Raw genomic sequence first — 20845 nt, 5'->3', positions numbered from 1 at the left:
CTTCCTATTGGAGGATTCCCAAGCTTTTCAATTTTCGATAAATGGTATTGCGGCTGATACCGAGTATTCTCGAAGTCTTACTTATGTTGCCTTGGTTGGCTTGATAGGTTTGCAGCAAGGTTTCTTCAACGGTACTTCTTAAATCGTTATTAGCTGTACCTTTGGTGGTATTAGGAGGCGTGAGTTGATGCTGATTATCGTGTGCTAATGACGTGAGATGTTGAGCAAGGTGGCTGGGCACATGCTCGAGTGTGAGTTGGGGTTCATCACTTGCTAATAGAGCAGCAACCTTAAGTAAGTTGTCTAATTCGCGGATATTACCCGGCCAAGAATAGGCGCACAGTAAGCTCATCAAGTGCGGGCAGATTGTCTGTTCGTCTTCGGCGTATTTACGATGAATGTGCTCGATTAAAGCGTGCTTGTCTTGTCGGTGTTGTAGGCTTGGCAAGGTGAAGGCTAAGCCATTGAGTCTGTAATACAGGTCTTGCCTAAACTCACCTGTTGCGACTAACTGCTCGAGGTTTTTGTGAGTTGCAGCGATGATCTGACAATCGACTTGATAGCTTTGATTAGAACCAACTGGCACCACGGATTTGTCTTGCAGAACATGCAGTAGTCGGCACTGAGCTTCTAAAGGCATGTCGGCGATCTCATCTAGAAATAGAATCCCTTTATCTGCTTGACGGATCTTACCTTGGAAGCCCTTGTGGCTTGCTCCCGTAAAGGCGCCCGGCGCGTAACCAAACAGTTCAGATTCGATAAGGTCTTTAGGCAGCGCGCCACAATTTACCGCTACCAAGGGCGAAGACTTACGCTGGCTTTGCTTGTGCAGCGCTTTAACAAACTCGCCTTTGCCAACTCCTGTTTCTCCTAAGATCAACAAACTGATCCCTTTATCGATTACCTTGTTGGCTTGCTGCCAAGCGTGTTCGATTTGTTGCTCGCCATGGTGCAAATCACACGATGCTGAAATGGAGCGCGTGCGTTTGGTGGTTGGTTGTTTGAGGTGTTGTTTCTCAAATACAAAAGGCGTGTCTAATGAGGTTCGGTTGAACAGGGTATCGATACTCTCACCGACGATCGAGGTTTGATCCAATAGTTGAGAGGCGACCTGATTGTGTGCCACCACCTCCCCAGCTTCATTGGCTATTACAATCCCTTGCCAACCACTGTGTAATAACGATTTCTCACATGCGAGGTCGATGCGAGTGGTGCCTTGTGGGATGTGGCTCAGTAGCTGGTTTTCAACAAGCTGAACCATATTTTGAACCAGTAGCTGCACCGAACTGTCGTGCTGTTGCTGCTCACTGGTAATGTCCAATACGCCAACCATGTTCCCTTGGTGATCAAACACAGGGCTTGCTGAACAGCTGATAAATCGATGCTGGTGGATGAAGTGCTGCTCACCAATGATGGTCACGGGTTTAGCTTCAACAATCGCGGTGCCAATCGCGTTGGTGCCCTTAAGTTGTTCCTGCCAACACGCTCCTGAGCTGAGTGCAATTGATGTCAGCTTCTCCTTAAACCGCTCCTGTCCCCAACTCGCCAGAATCACCCCTTCAATATCGGTCAGAATCAAACGACTGTCGGTACGAGCAAACATCTGATTAAACAAAGGCAGCGCATTGCGTTCGACGATGTGGATCAAGTCAGCCGATTGATGACGTCGCTGCTTAAGAATCGATTGTGGTAGGCGAATGTCTTCAGGAAGTCGTCTCTGTTTTAGACCCGCTTCTGTGCTGCGGTGCCAAGAGGACGAAAGCCAATCTGAGGTGTTTGCTTGTTGAAGGTGCATGACTGTTCCATGTCGTAACAGTGAGGGTGTACCAATTTGGAACAGTTGAACACTGGAGTGGTTTCCATACGTCCGTTCAATGCCAACTCACTTTGGGTTGTAAACGTTTGGTAATCATAGTTTTACAATTTATTAACAACAAGTTTTGAAGTTCTGGCGTGTGATTTGCGTTGTTACTGTTGTGAAGAAAACACGAAGTATCAGTGTTTTAAACAGAAAGCATAAACATGGGCGTCTCGCCATGAGTTCTTTTCTCAAGGGGAGCCGCCACAAAAATAAGACAGCTCTAGCTCAATAACGAATATCAAATCGAAGAAGGATCTAACTATGATTTACGCACAGCCGGGTAGTGACAACGCAGTGGTGAACTTTAAAGCTCAATACGATAACTTTATCGGTGGCGAGTGGGTGAAGCCTGTCAGCGGCGAGTATTTTGATAACACTTCCCCAGTGAATGGTCAGGTGTATTGCCAAGTGGCACGTTCAACAGAGGCAGACATTAGCTTGGCACTCGATGCGGCGCATGCGGCTCGTGCTAGTTGGGCTGCGACCAGTGTGACAGAACGTTCCAATATCCTACTTAAAATTTCCGATCGCATTGAAGCGCACCTAGAAGAAATCGCGGTGGCGGAGACGTGGGAAAACGGCAAGCCTGTGCGTGAAACTCTAGCGGCAGACATCCCGTTAGTTGTTGACCACTTCCGTTACTTTGCAGGCTGTATTCGGGCGCAAGAAGGCAGCGCAGCCGAGCTAGATTCAAACACCGCGAGCTACCACTTCCCAGAACCCATCGGTGTGGTGGGGCAGATCATTCCTTGGAACTTCCCGATTTTAATGGCGGCTTGGAAATTGGCGCCAGCACTGGCTGCGGGTTGCTGTGTTGTGATGAAGCCAGCGGAGCAAACACCGACATCGATCTTAGTGATGATGGAGAAGATCGCTGATCTTCTACCTGCAGGCGTAGTCAACATCGTCAATGGTTTTGGTAACGAAGCGGGTCAAGCGTTAGCAACCAGCGATCGTTTAGCGAAATTGGCCTTTACCGGTTCGACAGAAGTCGGTCACCACATCTTGAAATGTGCGGCTGAAAGCTTGATTCCATCAACGGTTGAGCTTGGCGGTAAGTCTCCAAATATCTATTTCCCAGACATCTTTAACCATGAAGACGAATACCTTGATAAGTGTGTCGAAGGCATGTTGCTGGCGTTCTTCAACCAAGGTGAAGTGTGTACCTGTCCATCACGTGTGCTGATCCATGAATCGGTGTACGACAAGTTCATCGCCAAGGTGGTCGAGCGTGCTCAAACTATTAAACAAGGTAACCCGCTAGATACTGATACTCAGGTTGGCGCACAAGCTTCAAAAGAGCAGTTCGATAAGATTCTGAGCTACCTAGAAATCGGTCGCCAAGAAGGCGCTAAAGTGCTGACAGGTGGCGAAGTTGCGCAGCAATCTGATGATCTCGGTAATGGTTATTACATCCAGCCAACCATGCTGGAAGGGCACAACAAGATGCGTGTATTCCAAGAAGAGATCTTCGGCCCTGTTATCGCGGTGACGACGTTTAAAGACGAAGCTGAAGCGCTAGAGATTGCCAACGATACCGAATATGGCTTGGGTGCAGGTGTATGGACGCGTGATGCAAACCTCGCGTATCGCATGGGTCGCAACATTGAAGCTGGACGTATTTGGGTGAACTGCTACCACGCTTATCCAGCACATGCCGCGTTTGGTGGTTATAAGAAATCCGGCATCGGCCGTGAGACACATAAGATGATGCTCGATCACTACCAAAACACTAAGAACCTATTAATTAGCTACGATACTAATCCGTTAGGCTTTTTCTAAAATAGATAGGTTCTAGAACAGTCTAATTAGGAAGTCACTAGCAACGAGATGGCTTAAACAATATAAGTAAAATGAAAAGCAAAACGCCAAGTTCTTATGAGCTTGGCGTTTTTATGTTTGAATCGCTTTAGTTTTTCGAAAAGAAGATCTCTGGCTTATGGTTCGGGCCATAGTTGCCTTCTAGTTGGGTAAGTTCTAATCCTTGTTTGCCTATCAAAGAGCCGACCAATTGGCGGTTAAACGGGTAGCTGTCGGGGTTGTTAATATATTCTTCAACATCTATCCATTTAGCTTCTGCAATTTCATCAGTGTCTTGAATCGCAATTTCTTGAGTTTGAGCGATAAGGTGACAAATAAAGTAGAGGTTTGATTTACCGAATTGATACGGGTGTCTTGTCGCCATGCCAACCACAGAAACGAACGTTGCCTCGATACCGGTTTCTTCCAAGGTTTCACGAACCACGGATTCTTCAATGCCTTCACCCAACTCAATATGACCGCCCGGTAATTTGTAACCCGTCATGCCGTGCTCTTTGATCATCAGAACTTGATTGTGTTCGTTAGTGATTAACGCACCAGCACCCAAGGTGTGGGTCGGAATGAAAGGCACAAACTCTACAATCTCGGATTTGTGGATCAGCGTAATCTCGTCTTCTAAGCAGTTGTGAAACACAAAGCCAAGCTCAGTCGCCACCGGAATAAGGTGCGAGAGTGAAATAGGTAAGCTAATCCAAATGATGCCTTTGTTATTCTGCTTTGAAAATTCGGTGATCTCGCTGAGTTCGGCATTGAATGAGTCAACATCGTGAGGGGCTGTTGCTGGGTCAATGATGATGCCGTTAAATTTGTCGAGCGTAAATTCCACGGGTGATCCTTTATTATTTTGATTTATTGGGCGTCGAGCATGGTCTGAGCTTATCGTATCTAAAGAGCTTATAACACCTTGAGAGCAAGGGCAGCAGTGAATCAAAAGTAGGCAATGCAGTTTATGTCGAACGGGTCGGGATAAGTGGAGGGTGTTGCTAGAAACAAAAACTGCGCTTGGAAGCCAAAGCGCAGTTTTAAAATGAGGTTTATTGCAGTTCGATTTTAACGAATATAGTTCGCGTTAATACTCACGTACCAGTGTTGAAGCTTGCCATCAGATTTCTTGATCCACAAATCGTTGGTGTAGCTATCAATCTTGCCGTTAACCGTAAGGTTGAATGTGTTCTCGTCGAATTCGCCAAGCTTCACGAACTGGTCCGTGGTAATCAGGAATGGGTCCATGTCGTCTACACCAACCACATCTGAAATCACATAGTAGTGGTAAGTCAGCGGCTTGCTCGCATCATTCGGGTTGCTGCGATACGCAACAAGCTTGAATGGTTCCGTTAATGGAACGTCGAGCGTTTGCTTGTCCATGGTCGCTGGAATTGGAATAAACAGCCAAGCGGTAAACAGACCGCTCAATAAAACCATCAGGAAGAAAAGAGTCTTAATTGCTTTCATAGCAACCTTCAAAATATGGGGGATGTTAATGGGGCTATGGTAACTAGGGAGAGTAAAGATGCAAGCTCTGTTATTACCCTATCTTATCTCAGCTTAATCTAGCGCAAAGAAAGCGGTTCGGTTAACTCGAAATGTAAACACGAGTGCTTAACTCTTGATTATGGCTTAAGAGAATTCGTTATTTGAACCAATCTTGGTTTTTAACCAGTCTCTCGAAACAAGGCGAAGAACTGTCGCGAAATGACCTATATAGATAAAATTCAGTACGATAAGAATAGCGCATGAATATTTTTTGAGCGTTTTCTTATGCATTTAAATCCACGGTTAAGTGGCGAATACCATTCTTATGTCGATCACTCATTTCGTATCGATTGTTCACTTGGCTCCAATCCATTTGGCGCACCAGAAATTCCTGAACATGTGATCAAAGATATTATCTACGGTATTGATAAGTACTATTGCCACAGGGAGCTTTCGGAGCTGACTTATCTGACTCGCCAGTTTATTGGGATTGAAGATTGTCGTATTACGTACACCACGGGCTCTCTTGGGGCGCTAGAACTTATCTTCAATAAACTTATCGATCACAACAATCGCACCATGATAGGCATTGGCCCTCAGTTTGTTGAAGCAGTATCAGAGTTCACTTTGGTGGGCGGGAAGTACCAGTCCATCAACATGTTTGATTATCAAAACGAGTCGGATCTGTTCGGTGTGTTGGCATCAAAAATAAGCAGTCAAAATCCTGCCTTGGTGTATATCGATAATCCCAACAACCCAACGGGTCGAATCTACGACAGAGCTTATCTGGTCGAGATAGCGAGAGTATGTGAGCGTTCTGGCGCTATTTTGATTGTCGACGAGGCATATGGTGAATACCTGACCCCTGAGCAGTCTATGCTCGATCAGACCTTAGTCTTGGACAACTTAATAGTTTTACGAACCTTTTCTAAAGGTTTAGGGCTCGCTGGGATTCGACTCGGTTACTTAGCCAGCAGTGAAAACCTGACTTCTGCAATCGAAGCTGCGGTGAGTGTGTTTACGCCGACTTACCCCTCAATAAAAATCGCATCGGCGACCTTACCCAATGCAAAACACTTCTTAGAAATGAACCGCAGCAAAACTGAATACTTTAAGCAGCAAATGATCGGCTTGTTGTCTGAGAACAATATTGAGGTGGTTGGCACGTCAATATCGACGCCCATTATGTTGTTGAAAAAGAGAGGAACTCACCTTTCAAAGCTATTTGAGAGTATCGGTATTAAGACATGTTCGGGTGTCGATTTTGCTATTACGTGCGACGCGATGACTGAAGAGTATGTTCGATTACGAATTGTTGGCAATGATATAGATTTAGAAGCGTTAAAGCAGCGTATTAAGCAGTTATAAAAGCAACCGTTATAAAATCAGTAGGCATAAAAAGCCCGCACCTTGCGTTTACAAAGTGCGGGCTAAATTCATCTGGCTACTTGTTTAAGTAAGCAGCGTGGAACTCAATGTGTTCATCAATAAAGCTAGAGATGAAGTAGTAGCTGTGGTCGTAACCAGGCTGCATACGTAGATCTAAATCGGCATTGGTTACCTTAGCGGCTTCGACTAATTGCTCAGGTTTAAGCTGTTCAATCAGGAAGTTATCGGCTTCACCTTGGTCGACCAACATTGGCAGTTTAGTGCCTTTGGTTTTTAGAAGCTCAGAGGCATCGTAGTGTTTCCACTCTTCAATATCCAAGCCTAGGTATTGGTTGAAGGCTTTTTGTCCCCAAGGGCATTGCATTGGGTTGGTGATTGGGCTGAATGCAGAGATAGAACGGTAGCTATCTTCGTTTTTAATGCCAATCGTTAGGGCACCATGTCCGCCCATGCTGTGACCAGAAATCGATTTTACGGATGTAACAGGGAAGAACGACTCAATTAATGCAGGGAGCTCTGTTACCACGTAATCGTACATGTGGTAATGGCTGTCCCATGGCGCTTGAGTGGCATTCACATAGAAGCCTGCACCTTGGCCGAGATCGTAATTTTCATCGTCGGCAACACCTTCGCCACGTGGGCTAGTGTCTGGTGCAACAATCGCGATGCCTTGCTCAGCCGCGGCTTTGAAAGCGCCGGCTTTTTGCATGAAGTTTTCATCGGTACAGGTTAAGCCTGACAACCAATACAAAACAGGAACTGGGTTTTCTTTGCTTGCGTTAGGTGGCAAGAAAATCGCAAAACGCATGTTGCAGTCAAGCGTTGCAGAAAAGTGGGTGTATTGTTTGTGCCAACCACCAGCAACCTTTGCTTGGCTAATGTTTTCGATTGTCATCTATTGTGCTCCGTTAGGTTGATGGTTTGGGGTTAAATTTGTCTATATTACATAAAGTTTCACCACCCACCGGGCAGGAGGAGGTGAAGACAGTTTGTTGCTATTCATTTGTAGCTGTGGCCTCGATGCTCGAAAGAATCGAGGCCAAGATGTGTTACTTATCCATGTGTAGAACAGTACGGATAGATTCACCTTTATGCATTAGGTCGAATGCTTCGTTTACGTCTTGCAGACCCATTGTATGAGTGATGAACTCTTGAAGACCAAACTCACCCGCCATGTAACGGTTTACGATTTCTGGAAGCTCAGAGCGGCCTTTAACACCACCGAAAGCAGAACCACGCCATACACGACCAGTCACTAGCTGGAATGGACGAGTTGCGATCTCTTGGCCTGCACCCGCAACACCAATGATTACTGATTCGCCCCAACCTTTGTGGCAGCACTCAAGTGCTTGACGCATTACGTTTACGTTACCAATACACTCGAAAGAGTACTCAACACCACCGTCTGTCATCTCAACGATAACGTCTTGGATTGGTTTGTCGAATTTAGTTGGGTTGATGCAATCAGTCGCGCCAAGCTGTTTTGCTAGCTCGAATTTGCTCTCGTTGATATCAACACCGATGATGCGGTCAGCACCAGCCATGCGAGCACCAATGATTGCAGAAAGACCGATACCGCCTAGGCCGAATACAGCAACGTTGTCGCCTTTTTCAACTTTAGCTGTGTTAAGTACCGCGCCCATACCTGTTGTTACACCACAACCTAGAAGACAAACTTCTTCAAGTGGTGCTTCTTTGCTTACTTTCGCTAGAGAGATTTCTGGAAGTACTGTGTACTCAGAGAAAGTCGAGCAGCCCATGTAATGGAAAATCGTTTCGCCATTGATAGAGAAGCGGCTTGTACCGTCTGGCATTAGGCCTTTACCTTGCGTTTCACGAACGGCTTGGCATAGGTTAGTTTTACCAGATTTACAGAACTTACATTCGCCACATTCAGCTGTGTAAAGTGGGATAACGTGGTCGCCAATCTCAACACTTGTAACGCCTTCGCCGATCATCTCAACGATACCGCCACCTTCGTGACCAAGAATTGAAGGGAAGATACCTTCTGGATCGTCACCTGATAATGTGAATGCGTCAGTGTGACAAACACCAGTAGCAACGATGCGAACTAGAACCTCACCAGCTTTAGGAAGTTGTACATCAACTTCTTCCATTTTTAGTGGCTCGCCAGCTGCCCATGCAACCATTGCTTTTGATTTGATATGCGTTTGACCAGGTTTAATTTCGATTGTCATTGGATGTTTCCTATATGTCAGTACAGCGGATAACTGTGCAATTAAATTCAACCCGTTAAGCGTAGTTGAGCTTAATTGTTTCCGCTCTCTCGTTTTGTTGGAGCTAGTATAGGTGTGAGTGCATGTTTTGATAATCCCCTTAAATAGAAAATGATTATTACGTATTTGTAATAATAGAGCATTTAGGTTCCTCGTGTTAACCGAAAGTCACACTTAAGAATTTTTAAGGTACGTCATAATAATTGCTTACTGAAAATCACATGAATTGGAAATAAAACTACAATATTCTGAGCGCCGTATTTAATGTTGTGGACTCATACATGCTTTTATCTCTTCCGCCTCCAGTGATGCTGTCACTTGCCATCGTGCTTGAAGTTGTCGCGACTTCTTTATTGCCTAAAACGCAGCAATTTACTTCCCTTCCTGCGACCGCCGCAGTACTCGTCGGTTATGGCTTTGCTTTTTATCTGTTGTCTCTCACGGTTCAAACCATGTCTTTGGGTGTGGCGTATGCGATTTGGTGTGGCGCAGGGATAGTGTTGGTCGCGGCGTTGTCTTGGTTGGTCTACGGGCAAAAGCTAGACATCTACGCGATCATTGGCATCGCTTTGATTCTGTCTGGTGTGGTGGTCATTAACCTGTTTTCAACGTCGGTGAGTCACTAAGAGTCTATTTCCTACTTCTGAAGGAACAAACTAATTGGAATCTAGAGTAGTTAGCCTTCAACTTAAGGTATTGAATATAATATAGTAATCCCAATAAATGCATTTTGTGCATGTATTTTATGAAAACAGCTCACTTTACTCATAGATTGGTCGGTTTAGTATAGCCAGCAGAAACCTATGATTATAAATAATCATAGATATTATCTGTTTATCAATAACTTAGGGGGTCATTATGACTATTCCGACAACCGATATGATGGAAGCTTGGACGGGATTTCAAGCTGGCGACTGGCAAACATCCGTTAATGCACGTGATTTTATTCAGCGAAACTACACCCCTTATGAAGGCGATGAGTCTTTTCTTGCGGACGTGTCGGAGTCGACGACACAGCTATGGGAGTCGGTGCTAGAAGGTATTAAAGAAGAAAGCCGCACTCATGCCCCTGTCGATTTTGATACTGATATCGTTTCCACTATCACCTCACACGATGCCGGTTACATTGTAAAAAACCTCGAAAAAATCGTGGGTCTACAAACCGATAAACCACTGAAACGCGGCATCATCGCCAATGGTGGTATTCGAATGGTGAAAACGTCGTGCGAAGTGTACGGTCGTGAATTAGAGCCACAAATCGAAAAGATCTTCACTGAGTACCGCAAAACGCATAACCAAGTAGCGTTCGATCTTTATACCGACGAAATTAAAGCATGTCGCCGTTCTGGTATTATTACTGGTCTGCCGGATGCTTATGGTCGTGGACGCATTATCGGCGACTACCGTCGTCTTGCTTTGTACGGTATCGACTTCCTAAAATTAGACAAAAATGAGCAATTCAAATCGACTCAGAAGATGCTTGAAACGGGTGGTGATTTAGATAAGACATTGCGTCTACGTGAAGAGCTTACTGATCAAATTCGTGCCTTTGATGAAATGCGAGAAATGGGTTTGAAGTACGGCATTGATATGTCTTCTCCTGCTCGTACTGCGCAAGAAGCAATCCAATTTACCTATTTTGGCTACTTAGCTGCGGTTAAGTCTCAAAATGGTGCTGCGATGTCGCTAGGCCGCACATCAACCTTCCTAGATGTTTACATCGAACGTGACCTTAAACTTGGTCTGATTGATGAAAAACAAGCGCAAGAGTTGATTGACCATTTCATCATGAAGCTTCGTATGGTTCGTTTCCTTCGCACTCCTGAATATGATTCATTGTTCTCTGGCGACCCAATTTGGGCAACAGAAGCAATGGCTGGTATGGGCGTTGATGGTCGTACTCTTGTTAGCAAAACGACTTTCCGCTACTTGCACACATTGCACACGATGGGCCCAGCACCAGAGCCGAACATGACGGTTCTATGGTCTGAACAACTGCCTATCGCGTTTAAACAATACGCGGCTAAAGTGTCTATCGAAACCTCATCACTTCAGTATGAGAACGATGATCTAATGCGTGCGGATTTTGATAATGACGATTACGCGATTGCGTGTTGTGTGAGCCCACAGGTGGTTGGCCAACATATGCAGTTCTTTGGTGCTCGTGCAAACCTTGCTAAAGCGTTGCTTTACACCATTAACGGTGGTGTTGATGAAAAATCTAACATGCAGGTTGGTCCTCAAGTTGCTCGTATCGAAGATGAAGTTCTCGATTTTGACCGCTTAATGCCACGCTTTGATGACATGATGGATTGGCTTGCAACGCAATACGTCACTGCGCTGAACGTGATCCATTACTCGCATGACCGTTACAGCTATGAAGCATCGTTAATGGCATTGATGGATCGCGATGTTCATCGCACAATGGCTTGTGGTATTGCAGGGCTGTCGGTTGTTGCTGACTCGTTAGCGGCTATCAAATACGCGAAGGTAACACCAGTACGTAACGAAGATGGCATCGCTGTCGACTTTGATATTGAAGGCGAATATCCAAAATTCGGCAACAACGATTCACGTGTCGATGATATTGCTTGTGATTTGGTTGAACGTTTTATGAAGAAAATTCAGAAAAGGAACACCTACCGTGAAGCGGTTCCAACTCAATCTATCCTTACGATTACTTCAAACGTTGTATATGGTAAAAAAACCGGTAACACGCCTGATGGTCGCCGCGCTGGTATGCCATTTGGCCCGGGCGCAAACCCAATGCACGGTCGTGATGAGAAAGGGGCGGTGGCTTCACTTTCTTCAGTTGCCAAACTGCCGTTCGAGTACGCTAAAGATGGTATTTCTTACACCTTCTCAATCGTACCAAATGCACTAGGTAAAGATGATCTAAGCCAAAAAGTGAACCTAGCAGCACTAATGGATGGTTACTTCCACCATGAAGAAAGTGCAGGATCGATTCGTGTTGAGGGTGGGCAACATCTTAACGTGAACGTGCTTAACCGTGACATGTTGTTGGATGCCGTCGAACATCCAGAAAAATACCCACAGTTAACCATCCGAGTCTCGGGTTACGCTGTGAGGTTCAACTCGTTAACACGTGAGCAGCAACAGGATGTAATTAGCCGTACGTTTACTGCTAAGATTTAACCGTAAACTTCAAGATATACGGTTCTAAAAAAGCGCGAGAATGACATCCGTTTCTCGCGCTTTTTTGTGCGTGGAGTATGGCGCGAATGATGTCGTTGGGCGTCGCGTTGTCTTGGCTGGTATATGAGCAAAACCGATATTTACACGGTGATTGGTATCGCTTTGATTCTTTTTTTGGGGGGATTCGCTTGTTTTTTATGTCAGAGATCACTAGGAGCTCTAACTTATCTTTGCCCCATTATCAGATAGAGTAAATACTCACTCATATCCTGTTAATTGGGTTTTGCCTTACTAAAATCTATCCATTGTTCTAATGCTGTTCATTGAACCCCCGTGTTGTATCACGGGGGTAAATTCGACCTAACATTCAGCTTTCATTGAACTGCTTTTAAAAGCTATATGAAATTGTAAACATAGATTAATTAAGGTAAATTCGTGGTTATTACGCTAACTTGTTGATTATCTGTCAATTCAGGATGTATATGCGCTTAACACAAATTCTTCACAATGAAAGGCTAATCGAGTTAGTCCTTCCTACCGAGCAGTCTAATGACTCCAATACTTATACATTATTAGTTGGTACAAATGGTGTTGGTAAGAGCAGACTTCTACAAACTATCTGTCATACGTTACTAAATGAACCATCTTCATTTAATATGTTTTCAAATAAGCCGACTAATCTTGCACTAAACATTAAGTATCAATTAGGCGAAGAAACCTACTCTATTTCTAATACTAATAGAGTACGATTACAAGCCCATATCCGTATTGTCACCAATGATGGAAAAACAGTTACTAAATTAGTAACAATTAACGCCTCTAGCCCTAATGATTATTTTATAGAAGAGGATTATGAAGGCTTAATAATTAACGAATATGAATTTAAATCACTTCTGAAATCATACTTCATGCAAGATTTAATGAGTTATAAATGTACTACTGCCCCCACGAGTGAATTCAAGTATATATCCACTTTGATTGCTGTCACCTCGAGTCCATTTGACAAATTCCCAACGTACGATTCTCATAGGTTTGAGGATCATTCACACACTAAATATTATTATCGTGGTTCGCGATTAAGAAAAAGCGGAAGTTCAAGTGACAGAGAACTAGATTATATCGATCAAAAATTCAACCAACTCGGCTCTAGCTTTCTAAACTTGTTCTTGGGAGAAAGTACACGACTTCAAAGCGTCAAAAAAGTTTTTGAGTTTTTAGGTTACAACTTCCAATTTGAGTTAAACCTTTCGTTTGGTCAACAGTTCGGATTTGCAGGTGGCCAAACCCACGACCTTTTAAGCTCAACTGAAAGTATTAGGTTTTTCAAAGGGCGCAGCAGAAAAAATTTATCTGATGAAGAAAAGGAATTAATCAACAAAGAACTTCAAGATTCATTTGAGAGGGTGCGAGATTATTACAAAATTAATATTGGTCCATTTTTTGATAACTCCTCGAACCTTGATTTAACAATGAACTTGAATGACTCATCGCAGGATGATCTTCTTGATGATTTAATCTTGTTAGCTAACTATGACATTATCGATTTGGTGAACATTTCATTTACAAAAACAGCAACAGATACTAGCTTTTTACTAACCGATGCAAGTTCTGGTGAGCTCTGTATCCTTTTCAATATTTTGTCTATCGCTGGCGTAATTGAAAATGACTCTTTGATTCTCATTGACGAACCAGAATTAAGCTTACATCCGAAGTGGCAAGAAGATTTTTTGCCATTATTATGTGATATTTTTTCGAACTACAGTGGATGTCATTTTATTCTCTCAACCCACTCACCAAACATCGTTTCTACTTTACCTGAACATAACTCCTACCTTGTAAATTTAGAATCAAGAGAAATCAGAACTGTCATTGGTAGCGCTATAAAAAACAAGTCACTTGATTACCAAATGACTCACACCTTCAATGTCAATAATCCTAATAACGAATACCTCATTAGAATTACATTAGAAGTGTTTTTTCATCTTTCTAAAAAGAAAACCTTACCAGAAGGAGATTTGCTCTTAGATTTCAAATACCTTCTTGGAATAAGGAACAAAATAAACGACTCTAAGCTCTTAGACCTAATTGATTCTTGTATTGAATTGAGTGAACTTTATGGCTGATATCGAAAGCCCAGTAGTATTTAGCGCTGAACTCAAAAAGCTCATACGAATTAAAATGAATGACCCACATTTCACCCATGATAACTGGGGGGATGGTGACTTATTGCCGCTAAGAAGATTTGTACGGACACATTATCGGCCTTTACAAGATAAGGTTTGTTATTTTTGTAAGAACCCATTGAGTAAAAAATCAGCGATGAATTGTCAAGTAGAGCATCTTATTCCAAAATCGACTCATCCAAAATTTATTTTCACAGCTAAGAATTTATGTCTGATATGCTGCGATTGTAATGAAAGCAAAGGCGCTCACCCTGTTACCAGACCAAAAGCAAAGTTGTTAGGGTACCCTCGCAGTAGTAAGCAATTCATGATCGTACATCCACACTTTGATGAATATTCAAAGTATATTTATAAAACCCGAAAAGGCCACTTTACCGGGCTTGATGACAATAAAGCGCGCAAAGGTTCCTATACAATATTTGTATGTGGTTTAAATAAAGACATTGACGATATCGGAGGGCCTAACATAGCCCACTCAGAAATGGATGAGTTTTTGGAAATGGCTCGAAGACTATCCGAGAATAAGTCAGATGAAGAGATAGGTAGTCTCATCGCTAAAGTGTCGAGAGCATTGACAAACTAGTTTTTGGTCCGCATCAGTCAAACAGGACACCTCACGAAGCAACTTTTTCCATACTAAAAGTTATCTGCATTTTACTAATTTAAGTGATTACTCTAAGAAGGTTCTGTCCAGAACCTTCATAAGCTGAATTTTCGCCCGTGGCATTTTCTAGTTCAAAAGTCCTCCTTTCCGACTCAGAACCGAACTCTATATGAGTTGTCGGGAGATTTTCTTTTACCCTCCCTACATCAAACGGATCCATAGCTGATCTTCCTAGCGACTTACAACGTAAGAGGCCGATTAAAAGGGAGAAAAAATTATGGCCACCGTTTATGTCAGCATCGGAAGCAACATTAACCGCGAATATCACGTCACAGAATCTCTCAAAGCATTGAATAGCCGCTTTGCACCTCTACACATCTCTAATTTTTACGATTGTGAGCCTGTTGGTTTTGAAGGAGACAACTTCCTAAACCTAGTCGTTGGGTTTGAATGTGACCTTTCTATCGCTGAACTGGCTAAGGTTCTGCATCAAATCGAGATAGACAATGCTCGCAAGCGTGAAACTAAAGAATACGCTTCGCGTACGATGGATATCGATATCCTTCTCTACGGTAACGAAGTCGGCATTATTGATGGAGTAGAGCTGCCTCGAGGTGAAATCACCGAGTATGCTTTTGTACTTCGACCGTTAGTTGATGTTGCCGCGCAAGAACTTCATCCCACTCTAGACATCTCTTTTCAGCACCTCTGGAACAACTTCGATCAGCTGAGTCAGAAAACCGAACTTATACCTTTCAAGGTCAGCTTCACTTAATCCCTACAACGGCTTTAAACAGAACGCTTGAGCTTTATTGATCTTTTCTTCTAACAGGCACGTAACTCACTCTACCTTCTAAGGATCGGAAACTGTTATGAATCACAATGCGATTATCACCATCACAAATCTCAGATTAAGAACCTTCATTGGCTTCAACGAAGAAGAAAAAACCAAGCAGCAAGACATCGTCATAAATGCGGAGATCCATTATCCCGCGAACAACCTTTGCCTCTCTGATGATGTGGAGAACGCACTTAACTACAAAAATATCTGCAAAAAAATTATTGAACATGTTGAATCTGGACGGTTTCTGCTTTTAGAAAAGTTAACCAGCGACGTACTCGGTATTTGTATCGACCATTCATGGGTTCGATACGCTCAGGTGAGAATTGACAAGCCTCATGCTCTACGTTTCGCCGATTCCGTCTCGCTCACCCTGAGCTATGAAGCAGAACTTGAAGATTAACTCATAAGGAGCGACTCAATGCTAACCACAGAAGCTGAAAAAGTAAGAGAAGCTTTGCTCGAAAAGGGACTAGAAACCCCGATGACATCGAGCGAAATGAACCCCGACCAGAAGTACAACCGCATCAAAGGGCTTTTGACGGAAGTTGTCAGTACGCTCGGGCTGGATTTAACCGATGACAGTCTCGCTGAAACACCTCATCGCATTGCAAAGATGTACGTTCACGAGATATTTTCAGGGCTCGACTACAATAACTTCCCCAAAATTAGTGTTATCGACAACAAAATGTCAGTTGATGAAATGGTTAAGGTATCGGATATAGATTTAACTTCGACGTGCGAACATCACTTCATCACCATCGATGGTTTAGCACAAGTGGCTTATATCCCAGAATCCAAGATTCTTGGGCTATCTAAAATAAACCGTATTGTTCGATTCTTTGCTCAGCGTCCGCAGGTTCAAGAACGCCTTACACAGCAAATCCTGGTCGCGATACAGACTCTAGTCGAAACAGAAAATGTGGCTGTGACGATTAAAGCAACTCACTACTGCGTTAAATCGAGAGGCGTTATGGACGCTAACTCTGAAACCACCACAACCGCGCTTGGTGGCAGTTTCAAAACTAACCCTCAAACTAGAGCTGAGTTTTTACGATGAGTGAAACGATTCTAATAACTGGAGTGGGGAAGCGTTTAGGATTCGCTCTGGCGCAGCAACTTATATCTGACGGATACAAAGTCGTTGGCACTTACCGAAGCGACTATCCCCAGCTGAAAATACTGCGCGACAGTGGAGCCGACTTGCAACAGGTAGATTTTTATCAACAAAGTAGCTTAGAGGGTTTTTTGCATTATGTTGGTCAAGAATATAAGGCGATTCGAGCCATCATCCATAACGCTTCCGACTGGCAACCGGAGAACAAAAAAAATCCCAGTGAAAACGCATTACAAATCATGAACCAGATGATGACGGTTCACGCTACCGTGCCTTATCTGGTTAACTTAACGCTCAAAGACCAATTAATGTCTGGCGATAAAACGTCGGACATCATCCACATCAGTGATTACGTTGCGGAAAAAGGCAGTAAAAAACACATCGCTTACGCGGCCAGTAAAGCTGCACTCAACAACCTGACGCTGTCGTTCTCAGCGATGTTGGCTCCCAAGGTGAAAGTCAATACTGTCTCTCCTGCCATGATAAAATTCAATGAACATGATGACGAGGCGTACAAAACCAAAGCTCTGAAAAAAGCACTGATTCCCGCAGAGGCAGGCTTTGAAGAAGTGATAGATGGCATTAAGTTTGTTTTGGCTAGTCACTATATGACAGGAAGGACTTTGCACCTTGATGGCGGCAGGCACTTGAAGTGAAGTTCATGCGTTGTGATCTTGAGGCAGGATAGTCAACTAATCTATTCGTCTTTCATATCGTCTAACTACATTTTTTTAAGTTGTCCCTCGACACTTTTTGGGTTTTAGACATTAGAACGTGTTTGCATGGGCGACTCACCAAACAACTGCTTGTAGCTTTGGCAAAAATATCCCAGATGAAAAAAACCAAAGTCAAAGGCGATTTCATTGATGCACCGTTGTTCGCTCGGATTTTGCAGAATGCGCCGTACCTGGTTGAGACGTACATTTTGTATAAATTGTTTTGGTGATATGCCACAACAGGACTCAAAGGTGTATTGCAGCGTACGGCGACTGACATAAACCGCATCGCACAGTTCAGACACGGTGACGGGTTTACGGTACTGCGAGTTATCTAGGTACTGCCTAATTCGACGCATTGTGTTCTCACGCTGTGAGGCATTGGTTTTTTGCATATTTTGATTAGACGATTGAGCGAACAATTCGACCAACATATCTTGAACAATGGATTGATGAGTTTGAAAAGACCAGCGAGATTGACTCGGGGAGAGTAGTAAGCTCAAGTAAGCTTTTATTTGTTGGGTGTAGTGTTGAGAGCAACCAAGAAAGTGGCTCTTGCTGTTTAATGATTCAATCTCTAGCTGTTGCTGAATCATTTCAACCAGTGAAGGGCTTATGACTAACCCATAAATAGAAAAGGTTTCTGGCGTAAGTAGCTCAAAATCCGCCCCAGCCTCACGGATCAAAATACTATCAGGATTACCTTGTGCGTAATTGATGTGTAAAGGTCTATCGTTAGCACTGATCCCTAACCAAATCCCTTCATTAATACGACATTGCTGCTTGAGTTTTCGGTTGCTGTCTTCTCGAAATAGGTGCACGTGAGAAAATTTTCGTTCACGGATCTGACCTAGAAAACTTCCTTGACTCAGTTGGTCATATTCTTGCTGCCAGTTAAAGAGGCTGGCTGCCTGCTGATTTGCATCAAATGTGTTGAATGTGCACAAATTAGGTGCATAACGCATCAATTCTTCATCCTTTCTCATCATTCCATGACCTACCCATGTGACCCATATTAGTACAGTGTGTCTTTAAGTTTATGTTTATTAATGCTTTTTTATGTTTGCCGATTCTTGATATTCATTCGGTTCAAAAATCGCTTAATTACTCATATATACAAAAGGTTATTGAGCAAGAACTGAACCAGTTTATGAAGAGGGAATTTATGACAGCAGCTTATCGCCGACAACAAGGGCACCTGGTTTTTAACTTTGAGTCGTTAGCAGATCTGATGGCAAAGGCTACGCCAGAGCGTTCAGGAGATGTTTTGGCTGGTGTATCTGCGACTTCTGCTGCAGAGCGTGTTGTAGCTCAGATGACACTGGCAGACTTGCCCCTAAAGACGTTTTTAAATGAAGCGGTGATCCCTTATGAAAGTGATGAAGTTACTCGTTTAATCATTGATAGCCATGATAGAGAGGCGTTTAAAGCGATTGATCACCTTACAGTGGGAGACTTTCGGAACTGGCTGCTAAGTGATGAAGCCGATAGTCTCACGCTTGCAAAGCTGCGTCCTGGTTTAACTCCAGAAATGGTGGCTGCAGTGAGTAAGATCATGCGTAATCAGGATTTGATCCAAGTCGCCAAAAAATGTCGGGTAGTGACTGCGTTTCGTAACACCATTGGCTTGCCTAGTCGTTTATCCACCCGTTTACAGCCCAATCATCCAACCGATTCTCTCAATGGCATTGCCGCCAGTATTTTTGATGGTTTGATGTATGGCAATGGTGATGCTGTGATCGGCATTAATCCCGCAACAGATAATGTACCACAGGCAATTAAGTTGATGAATCTGATGGAAGAGGTCATTCAACACTACCAGATCCCGACCCAATCTTGCGTATTAACCCATGTTACAAACACGATTGAAGCGATTGAGATGGGCGCTCCGGTGGATCTCGTCTTTCAATCTATTGGTGGCACTCAAGGTACGAACGACACCTTTGGTATTAACCTTTCGATCCTTAAAGAAGCAAACGAAGCGGCGCTTTCGCTGAACCGAGGCACCGTTGGAAGTAACGTCATGTACTTTGAGACAGGGCAAGGAACATCTCTCTCTGCCAATGCTTTTCATGGTGTGGACCAACAAACTTGTGAGACACGGGCTTATGCCGTAGCGCGTCATTTTAATCCATTGTTGGTTAATACCGTGGTCGGCTTTATCGGCCCTGAATATCTCTTTGATGGAAAACAGATTATTCGAGCAGGGCTTGAGGACCATTTTTGTGGCAAATTGCTTGGCCTGCCGATGGGGTGTGATATCTGCTATACCAACCATGCCTATGCCGATCAAAATGATATGGATAACTTACTGACATTGCTCGGTGTCGCTGAGTGCTCGTTCATTATGGGGATTCCGGGTTCCGATGACATCATGCTCAATTATCAAACAACCTCGTTTCATGATGCACTTTATGCACGCAAGGTGTTGGGTTTAAAACCTGCGCCGGAGTTTGAGGAGTGGCTAACTCAGATGCAGATTTTTGATGATGTAAAAGATGTGCGCCTAAATGAACGACTCTCCGGCTCATTTGCTGGCGCTCTAGCACAACTTAATGGAGGCCCCACACATGGGTAAGGTGGTCTCTATGGCAAAACATTCTGCTTCTAAGTTGGTAACTCAAAACCCTTGGCACGAGCTTAAAGGTTTTACATCGGCACGTATTGCACTGGGTCGAAGTGGAAATAGCGTTCCAACTAAAGAGTTGCTTTCATTTCAACTCGACCATGCACAGGCGATGGATGCCGTTCATTGTGCTTTAGATGTGGATTCATTGGTTGAGCTCATCGCTCAATCAAACTCGGTCATTCAACACACTTCTCAGGCACCAATTAAGGCGCACAGCAAAGCGACAGACAGATTCATGTATTTGCAAAGGCCGGATCTTGGTCGTGAGCTTGATGACGTCTGTTGGAATCAGTTGCAAGCCGTTCTTCATTCAGAGTCTCCCCCGTTTGATCTCGCGATAGTAGTGGCTGATGGCTTGTCTTCAATTGCCATTCAAAATCATGCAAATCCAGTCATTGAGCATCTGCTTTCTTTATTAGGGGAAGACGAAGTGCCGTGGCATGTTGCTCCTATTACTGTTGTGAGGCAGGGCCGAGTGGCAATAGGAGATGATGTTTGCGAGTGCTTACAAGCCAAGATGGTGGTGGTTTTGATTGGTGAACGCCCGGGACTGACCTCTCCAGATAGCATGGGTATGTACCTGACTTGGCAGGCAAGAAGAGGAGCAAAAGACTCTGATAGGAACTGCATTTCTAATATTCGCCCACAGGGGTTGGCTTATGAAGATGCGTGTAAGCGAGCGGTATACCTATTGAAGGAAGCTCGTCGGCTAGAGCTTTCTGGGGTCAACCTTAAAGACCGTTCGAGTATCGAGGAAGAAGGTGGTGAGCAGTTAGAAGACAAGCACACAGGCAATTTTTTAATTGGATAAAAGACAA

Annotated in this window: 18 protein-coding genes; 12 read left to right on the top strand and 6 right to left on the bottom strand. The window is 43.8% G+C overall.

The annotated features are described in order from the left end of the window. Window positions 1-4: 4 nt before the first annotated feature. Entirely contained in the window at window positions 5-1795 is a 1791-nt protein-coding gene (locus tag AB4133_RS08880) for a sigma-54-dependent Fis family transcriptional regulator (RefSeq protein ID WP_017067474.1), read from the bottom strand. A gap of 327 nt (window positions 1796-2122) precedes the next feature. On the opposite strand from AB4133_RS08880, the gene AB4133_RS08875 reads away from it, so the two are divergent. Beyond that, window positions 2123-3643 carry an aldehyde dehydrogenase family protein gene (locus tag AB4133_RS08875; RefSeq protein ID WP_137002175.1) on the top strand — a complete coding sequence of 507 codons (1521 nt, stop codon included), beginning with the start codon at window positions 2123-2125 and terminating at the stop codon, window positions 3641-3643. Window positions 3644-3770: 127 nt separating this feature from the next. Here the strand turns inward: AB4133_RS08875 and AB4133_RS08870 are convergent, their stop codons facing one another. Next, window positions 3771-4508 (bottom strand): NUDIX domain-containing protein, encoded by a 738-nt coding sequence (locus AB4133_RS08870; protein WP_017061630.1) that lies wholly within the window; start codon window positions 4506-4508, stop codon window positions 3771-3773. Window positions 4509-4732: 224 nt separating this feature from the next. Further along, entirely contained in the window at window positions 4733-5134 is a 402-nt protein-coding gene (locus AB4133_RS08865) for a hypothetical protein (protein ID WP_017061631.1), read from the bottom strand. A gap of 306 nt (window positions 5135-5440) precedes the next feature. On the opposite strand from AB4133_RS08865, the gene AB4133_RS08860 reads away from it, so the two are divergent. Then, window positions 5441-6523, top strand: a complete 1083-nt coding sequence (locus tag AB4133_RS08860; RefSeq protein WP_017061632.1) for a pyridoxal phosphate-dependent aminotransferase — start codon at window positions 5441-5443, stop codon at window positions 6521-6523. A gap of 76 nt (window positions 6524-6599) precedes the next feature. Here the strand turns inward: AB4133_RS08860 and fghA are convergent, their stop codons facing one another. Both fghA and AB4133_RS08850 read right to left on the bottom strand, forming a co-directional pair. Continuing rightward, the gene (fghA, locus tag AB4133_RS08855) at window positions 6600-7439 is read right to left on the bottom strand and encodes an S-formylglutathione hydrolase (RefSeq protein ID WP_017061633.1); all 840 of its coding nucleotides are present in this window, start codon (window positions 7437-7439) and stop codon (window positions 6600-6602) included. A 154-nt stretch (window positions 7440-7593) separates the two neighbouring features. Further along, window positions 7594-8742, bottom strand: coding sequence for an S-(hydroxymethyl)glutathione dehydrogenase/class III alcohol dehydrogenase (locus AB4133_RS08850; RefSeq protein ID WP_017064961.1), 1149 nt, complete (start codon window positions 8740-8742; stop codon window positions 7594-7596). A gap of 320 nt (window positions 8743-9062) precedes the next feature. Between AB4133_RS08850 and AB4133_RS08845 the strand changes: the two genes are divergently transcribed. The 8 genes from AB4133_RS08845 (at window position 9063) to folM (ending at window position 17338) form a co-directional block, all read left to right on the top strand. Further along, complete coding sequence (locus AB4133_RS08845) at window positions 9063-9407, top strand: multidrug efflux SMR transporter (RefSeq protein WP_017061635.1); 345 nt, start codon at window positions 9063-9065, stop codon at window positions 9405-9407. A gap of 232 nt (window positions 9408-9639) precedes the next feature. Then, window positions 9640-11937: a formate C-acetyltransferase gene (pflB, locus tag AB4133_RS08840; protein ID WP_372224239.1), complete on the top strand. Its 2298-nt coding sequence runs from the start codon at window positions 9640-9642 to the stop codon at window positions 11935-11937. Window positions 11938-12419: 482 nt separating this feature from the next. Then, window positions 12420-14060, top strand: coding sequence for an AAA family ATPase (locus AB4133_RS08835; protein ID WP_372224238.1), 1641 nt, complete (start codon window positions 12420-12422; stop codon window positions 14058-14060). Further along, entirely contained in the window at window positions 14053-14703 is a 651-nt protein-coding gene (locus AB4133_RS08830; RefSeq protein WP_016796939.1) for an HNH endonuclease, read from the top strand. Before AB4133_RS08835 ends, AB4133_RS08830 begins: the two co-directional genes overlap by 8 nt. A gap of 298 nt (window positions 14704-15001) precedes the next feature. Then, window positions 15002-15499: a 2-amino-4-hydroxy-6-hydroxymethyldihydropteridine diphosphokinase gene (gene folK / locus AB4133_RS08825; protein ID WP_372224237.1), complete on the top strand. Its 498-nt coding sequence runs from the start codon at window positions 15002-15004 to the stop codon at window positions 15497-15499. A 97-nt stretch (window positions 15500-15596) separates the two neighbouring features. After that, window positions 15597-15968 carry a dihydroneopterin triphosphate 2'-epimerase gene (folX, locus tag AB4133_RS08820; protein ID WP_017067658.1) on the top strand — a complete coding sequence of 124 codons (372 nt, stop codon included), beginning with the start codon at window positions 15597-15599 and terminating at the stop codon, window positions 15966-15968. Between the two features lie 18 nt (window positions 15969-15986). Then, a complete protein-coding gene (folE, locus tag AB4133_RS08815; protein ID WP_102398130.1) occupies window positions 15987-16625 on the top strand; it encodes a GTP cyclohydrolase I FolE in 639 nt (212 codons plus the stop codon). Beyond that, window positions 16622-17338: a dihydromonapterin reductase gene (gene folM, locus AB4133_RS08810; protein WP_017061643.1), complete on the top strand. Its 717-nt coding sequence runs from the start codon at window positions 16622-16624 to the stop codon at window positions 17336-17338. Before folE ends, folM begins: the two co-directional genes overlap by 4 nt. 104 nt (window positions 17339-17442) lie before the next feature. Here folM and AB4133_RS08805 read toward each other — a convergent pair whose 3' ends face one another. Continuing rightward, complete coding sequence (locus tag AB4133_RS08805; protein WP_017061644.1) at window positions 17443-18363, bottom strand: helix-turn-helix domain-containing protein; 921 nt, start codon at window positions 18361-18363, stop codon at window positions 17443-17445. A 200-nt stretch (window positions 18364-18563) separates the two neighbouring features. Here AB4133_RS08805 and AB4133_RS08800 point away from each other — a divergent pair, with 200 nt between their 5' ends. Together AB4133_RS08800 and eutC are read left to right on the top strand one after the other, a co-directional pair. Next, complete coding sequence (locus AB4133_RS08800) at window positions 18564-19976, top strand: ethanolamine ammonia-lyase subunit EutB (RefSeq protein WP_017069776.1); 1413 nt, start codon at window positions 18564-18566, stop codon at window positions 19974-19976. Next, window positions 19969-20838: an ethanolamine ammonia-lyase subunit EutC gene (gene eutC, locus AB4133_RS08795; protein ID WP_017067008.1), complete on the top strand. Its 870-nt coding sequence runs from the start codon at window positions 19969-19971 to the stop codon at window positions 20836-20838. Before AB4133_RS08800 ends, eutC begins: the two co-directional genes overlap by 8 nt. Window positions 20839-20845: the final 7 nt, after the last annotated feature.

The sequence above is a fragment of the Vibrio sp. 10N.286.52.F8 genome, from assembly GCF_041468745.1.
In the GTDB taxonomy this organism is placed as follows: Bacteria; Pseudomonadota; Gammaproteobacteria; order Enterobacterales; family Vibrionaceae; genus Vibrio; species Vibrio crassostreae_C.
The sequence above is the reverse complement of the archived record's forward strand: the minus strand, read 5'-3'. Positions and strand labels throughout refer to the sequence as shown.

Coding starts and splice junctions, on each gene's coding strand:
- AB4133_RS08845 (WP_017061635.1), top strand. CDS start 9,063: ATGCTTTTATCTCTTCCGCCTCCAGTGATGCTGTCACTTGCCATCGTG.
- folX (WP_017067658.1), top strand. CDS start 15,597: ATGAATCACAATGCGATTATCACCATCACAAATCTCAGATTAAGAACC.
- AB4133_RS08865 (WP_017061631.1), bottom strand. CDS start 5,134: ATGAAAGCAATTAAGACTCTTTTCTTCCTGATGGTTTTATTGAGCGGT.
- AB4133_RS08830 (WP_016796939.1), top strand. CDS start 14,053: ATGGCTGATATCGAAAGCCCAGTAGTATTTAGCGCTGAACTCAAAAAG.
- AB4133_RS08800 (WP_017069776.1), top strand. CDS start 18,564: ATGACAGCAGCTTATCGCCGACAACAAGGGCACCTGGTTTTTAACTTT.
- AB4133_RS08835 (WP_372224238.1), top strand. CDS start 12,420: ATGCGCTTAACACAAATTCTTCACAATGAAAGGCTAATCGAGTTAGTC.
- folE (WP_102398130.1), top strand. CDS start 15,987: ATGCTAACCACAGAAGCTGAAAAAGTAAGAGAAGCTTTGCTCGAAAAG.
- AB4133_RS08805 (WP_017061644.1), bottom strand. CDS start 18,363: ATGCGTTATGCACCTAATTTGTGCACATTCAACACATTTGATGCAAAT.
- AB4133_RS08880 (WP_017067474.1), bottom strand. CDS start 1,795: ATGCACCTTCAACAAGCAAACACCTCAGATTGGCTTTCGTCCTCTTGG.
- pflB (WP_372224239.1), top strand. CDS start 9,640: ATGACTATTCCGACAACCGATATGATGGAAGCTTGGACGGGATTTCAA.
- AB4133_RS08860 (WP_017061632.1), top strand. CDS start 5,441: ATGCATTTAAATCCACGGTTAAGTGGCGAATACCATTCTTATGTCGAT.
- AB4133_RS08850 (WP_017064961.1), bottom strand. CDS start 8,742: ATGACAATCGAAATTAAACCTGGTCAAACGCATATCAAATCAAAAGCA.
- AB4133_RS08875 (WP_137002175.1), top strand. CDS start 2,123: ATGATTTACGCACAGCCGGGTAGTGACAACGCAGTGGTGAACTTTAAA.
- eutC (WP_017067008.1), top strand. CDS start 19,969: ATGGGTAAGGTGGTCTCTATGGCAAAACATTCTGCTTCTAAGTTGGTA.
- fghA (WP_017061633.1), bottom strand. CDS start 7,439: ATGACAATCGAAAACATTAGCCAAGCAAAGGTTGCTGGTGGTTGGCAC.
- folM (WP_017061643.1), top strand. CDS start 16,622: ATGAGTGAAACGATTCTAATAACTGGAGTGGGGAAGCGTTTAGGATTC.
- folK (WP_372224237.1), top strand. CDS start 15,002: ATGGCCACCGTTTATGTCAGCATCGGAAGCAACATTAACCGCGAATAT.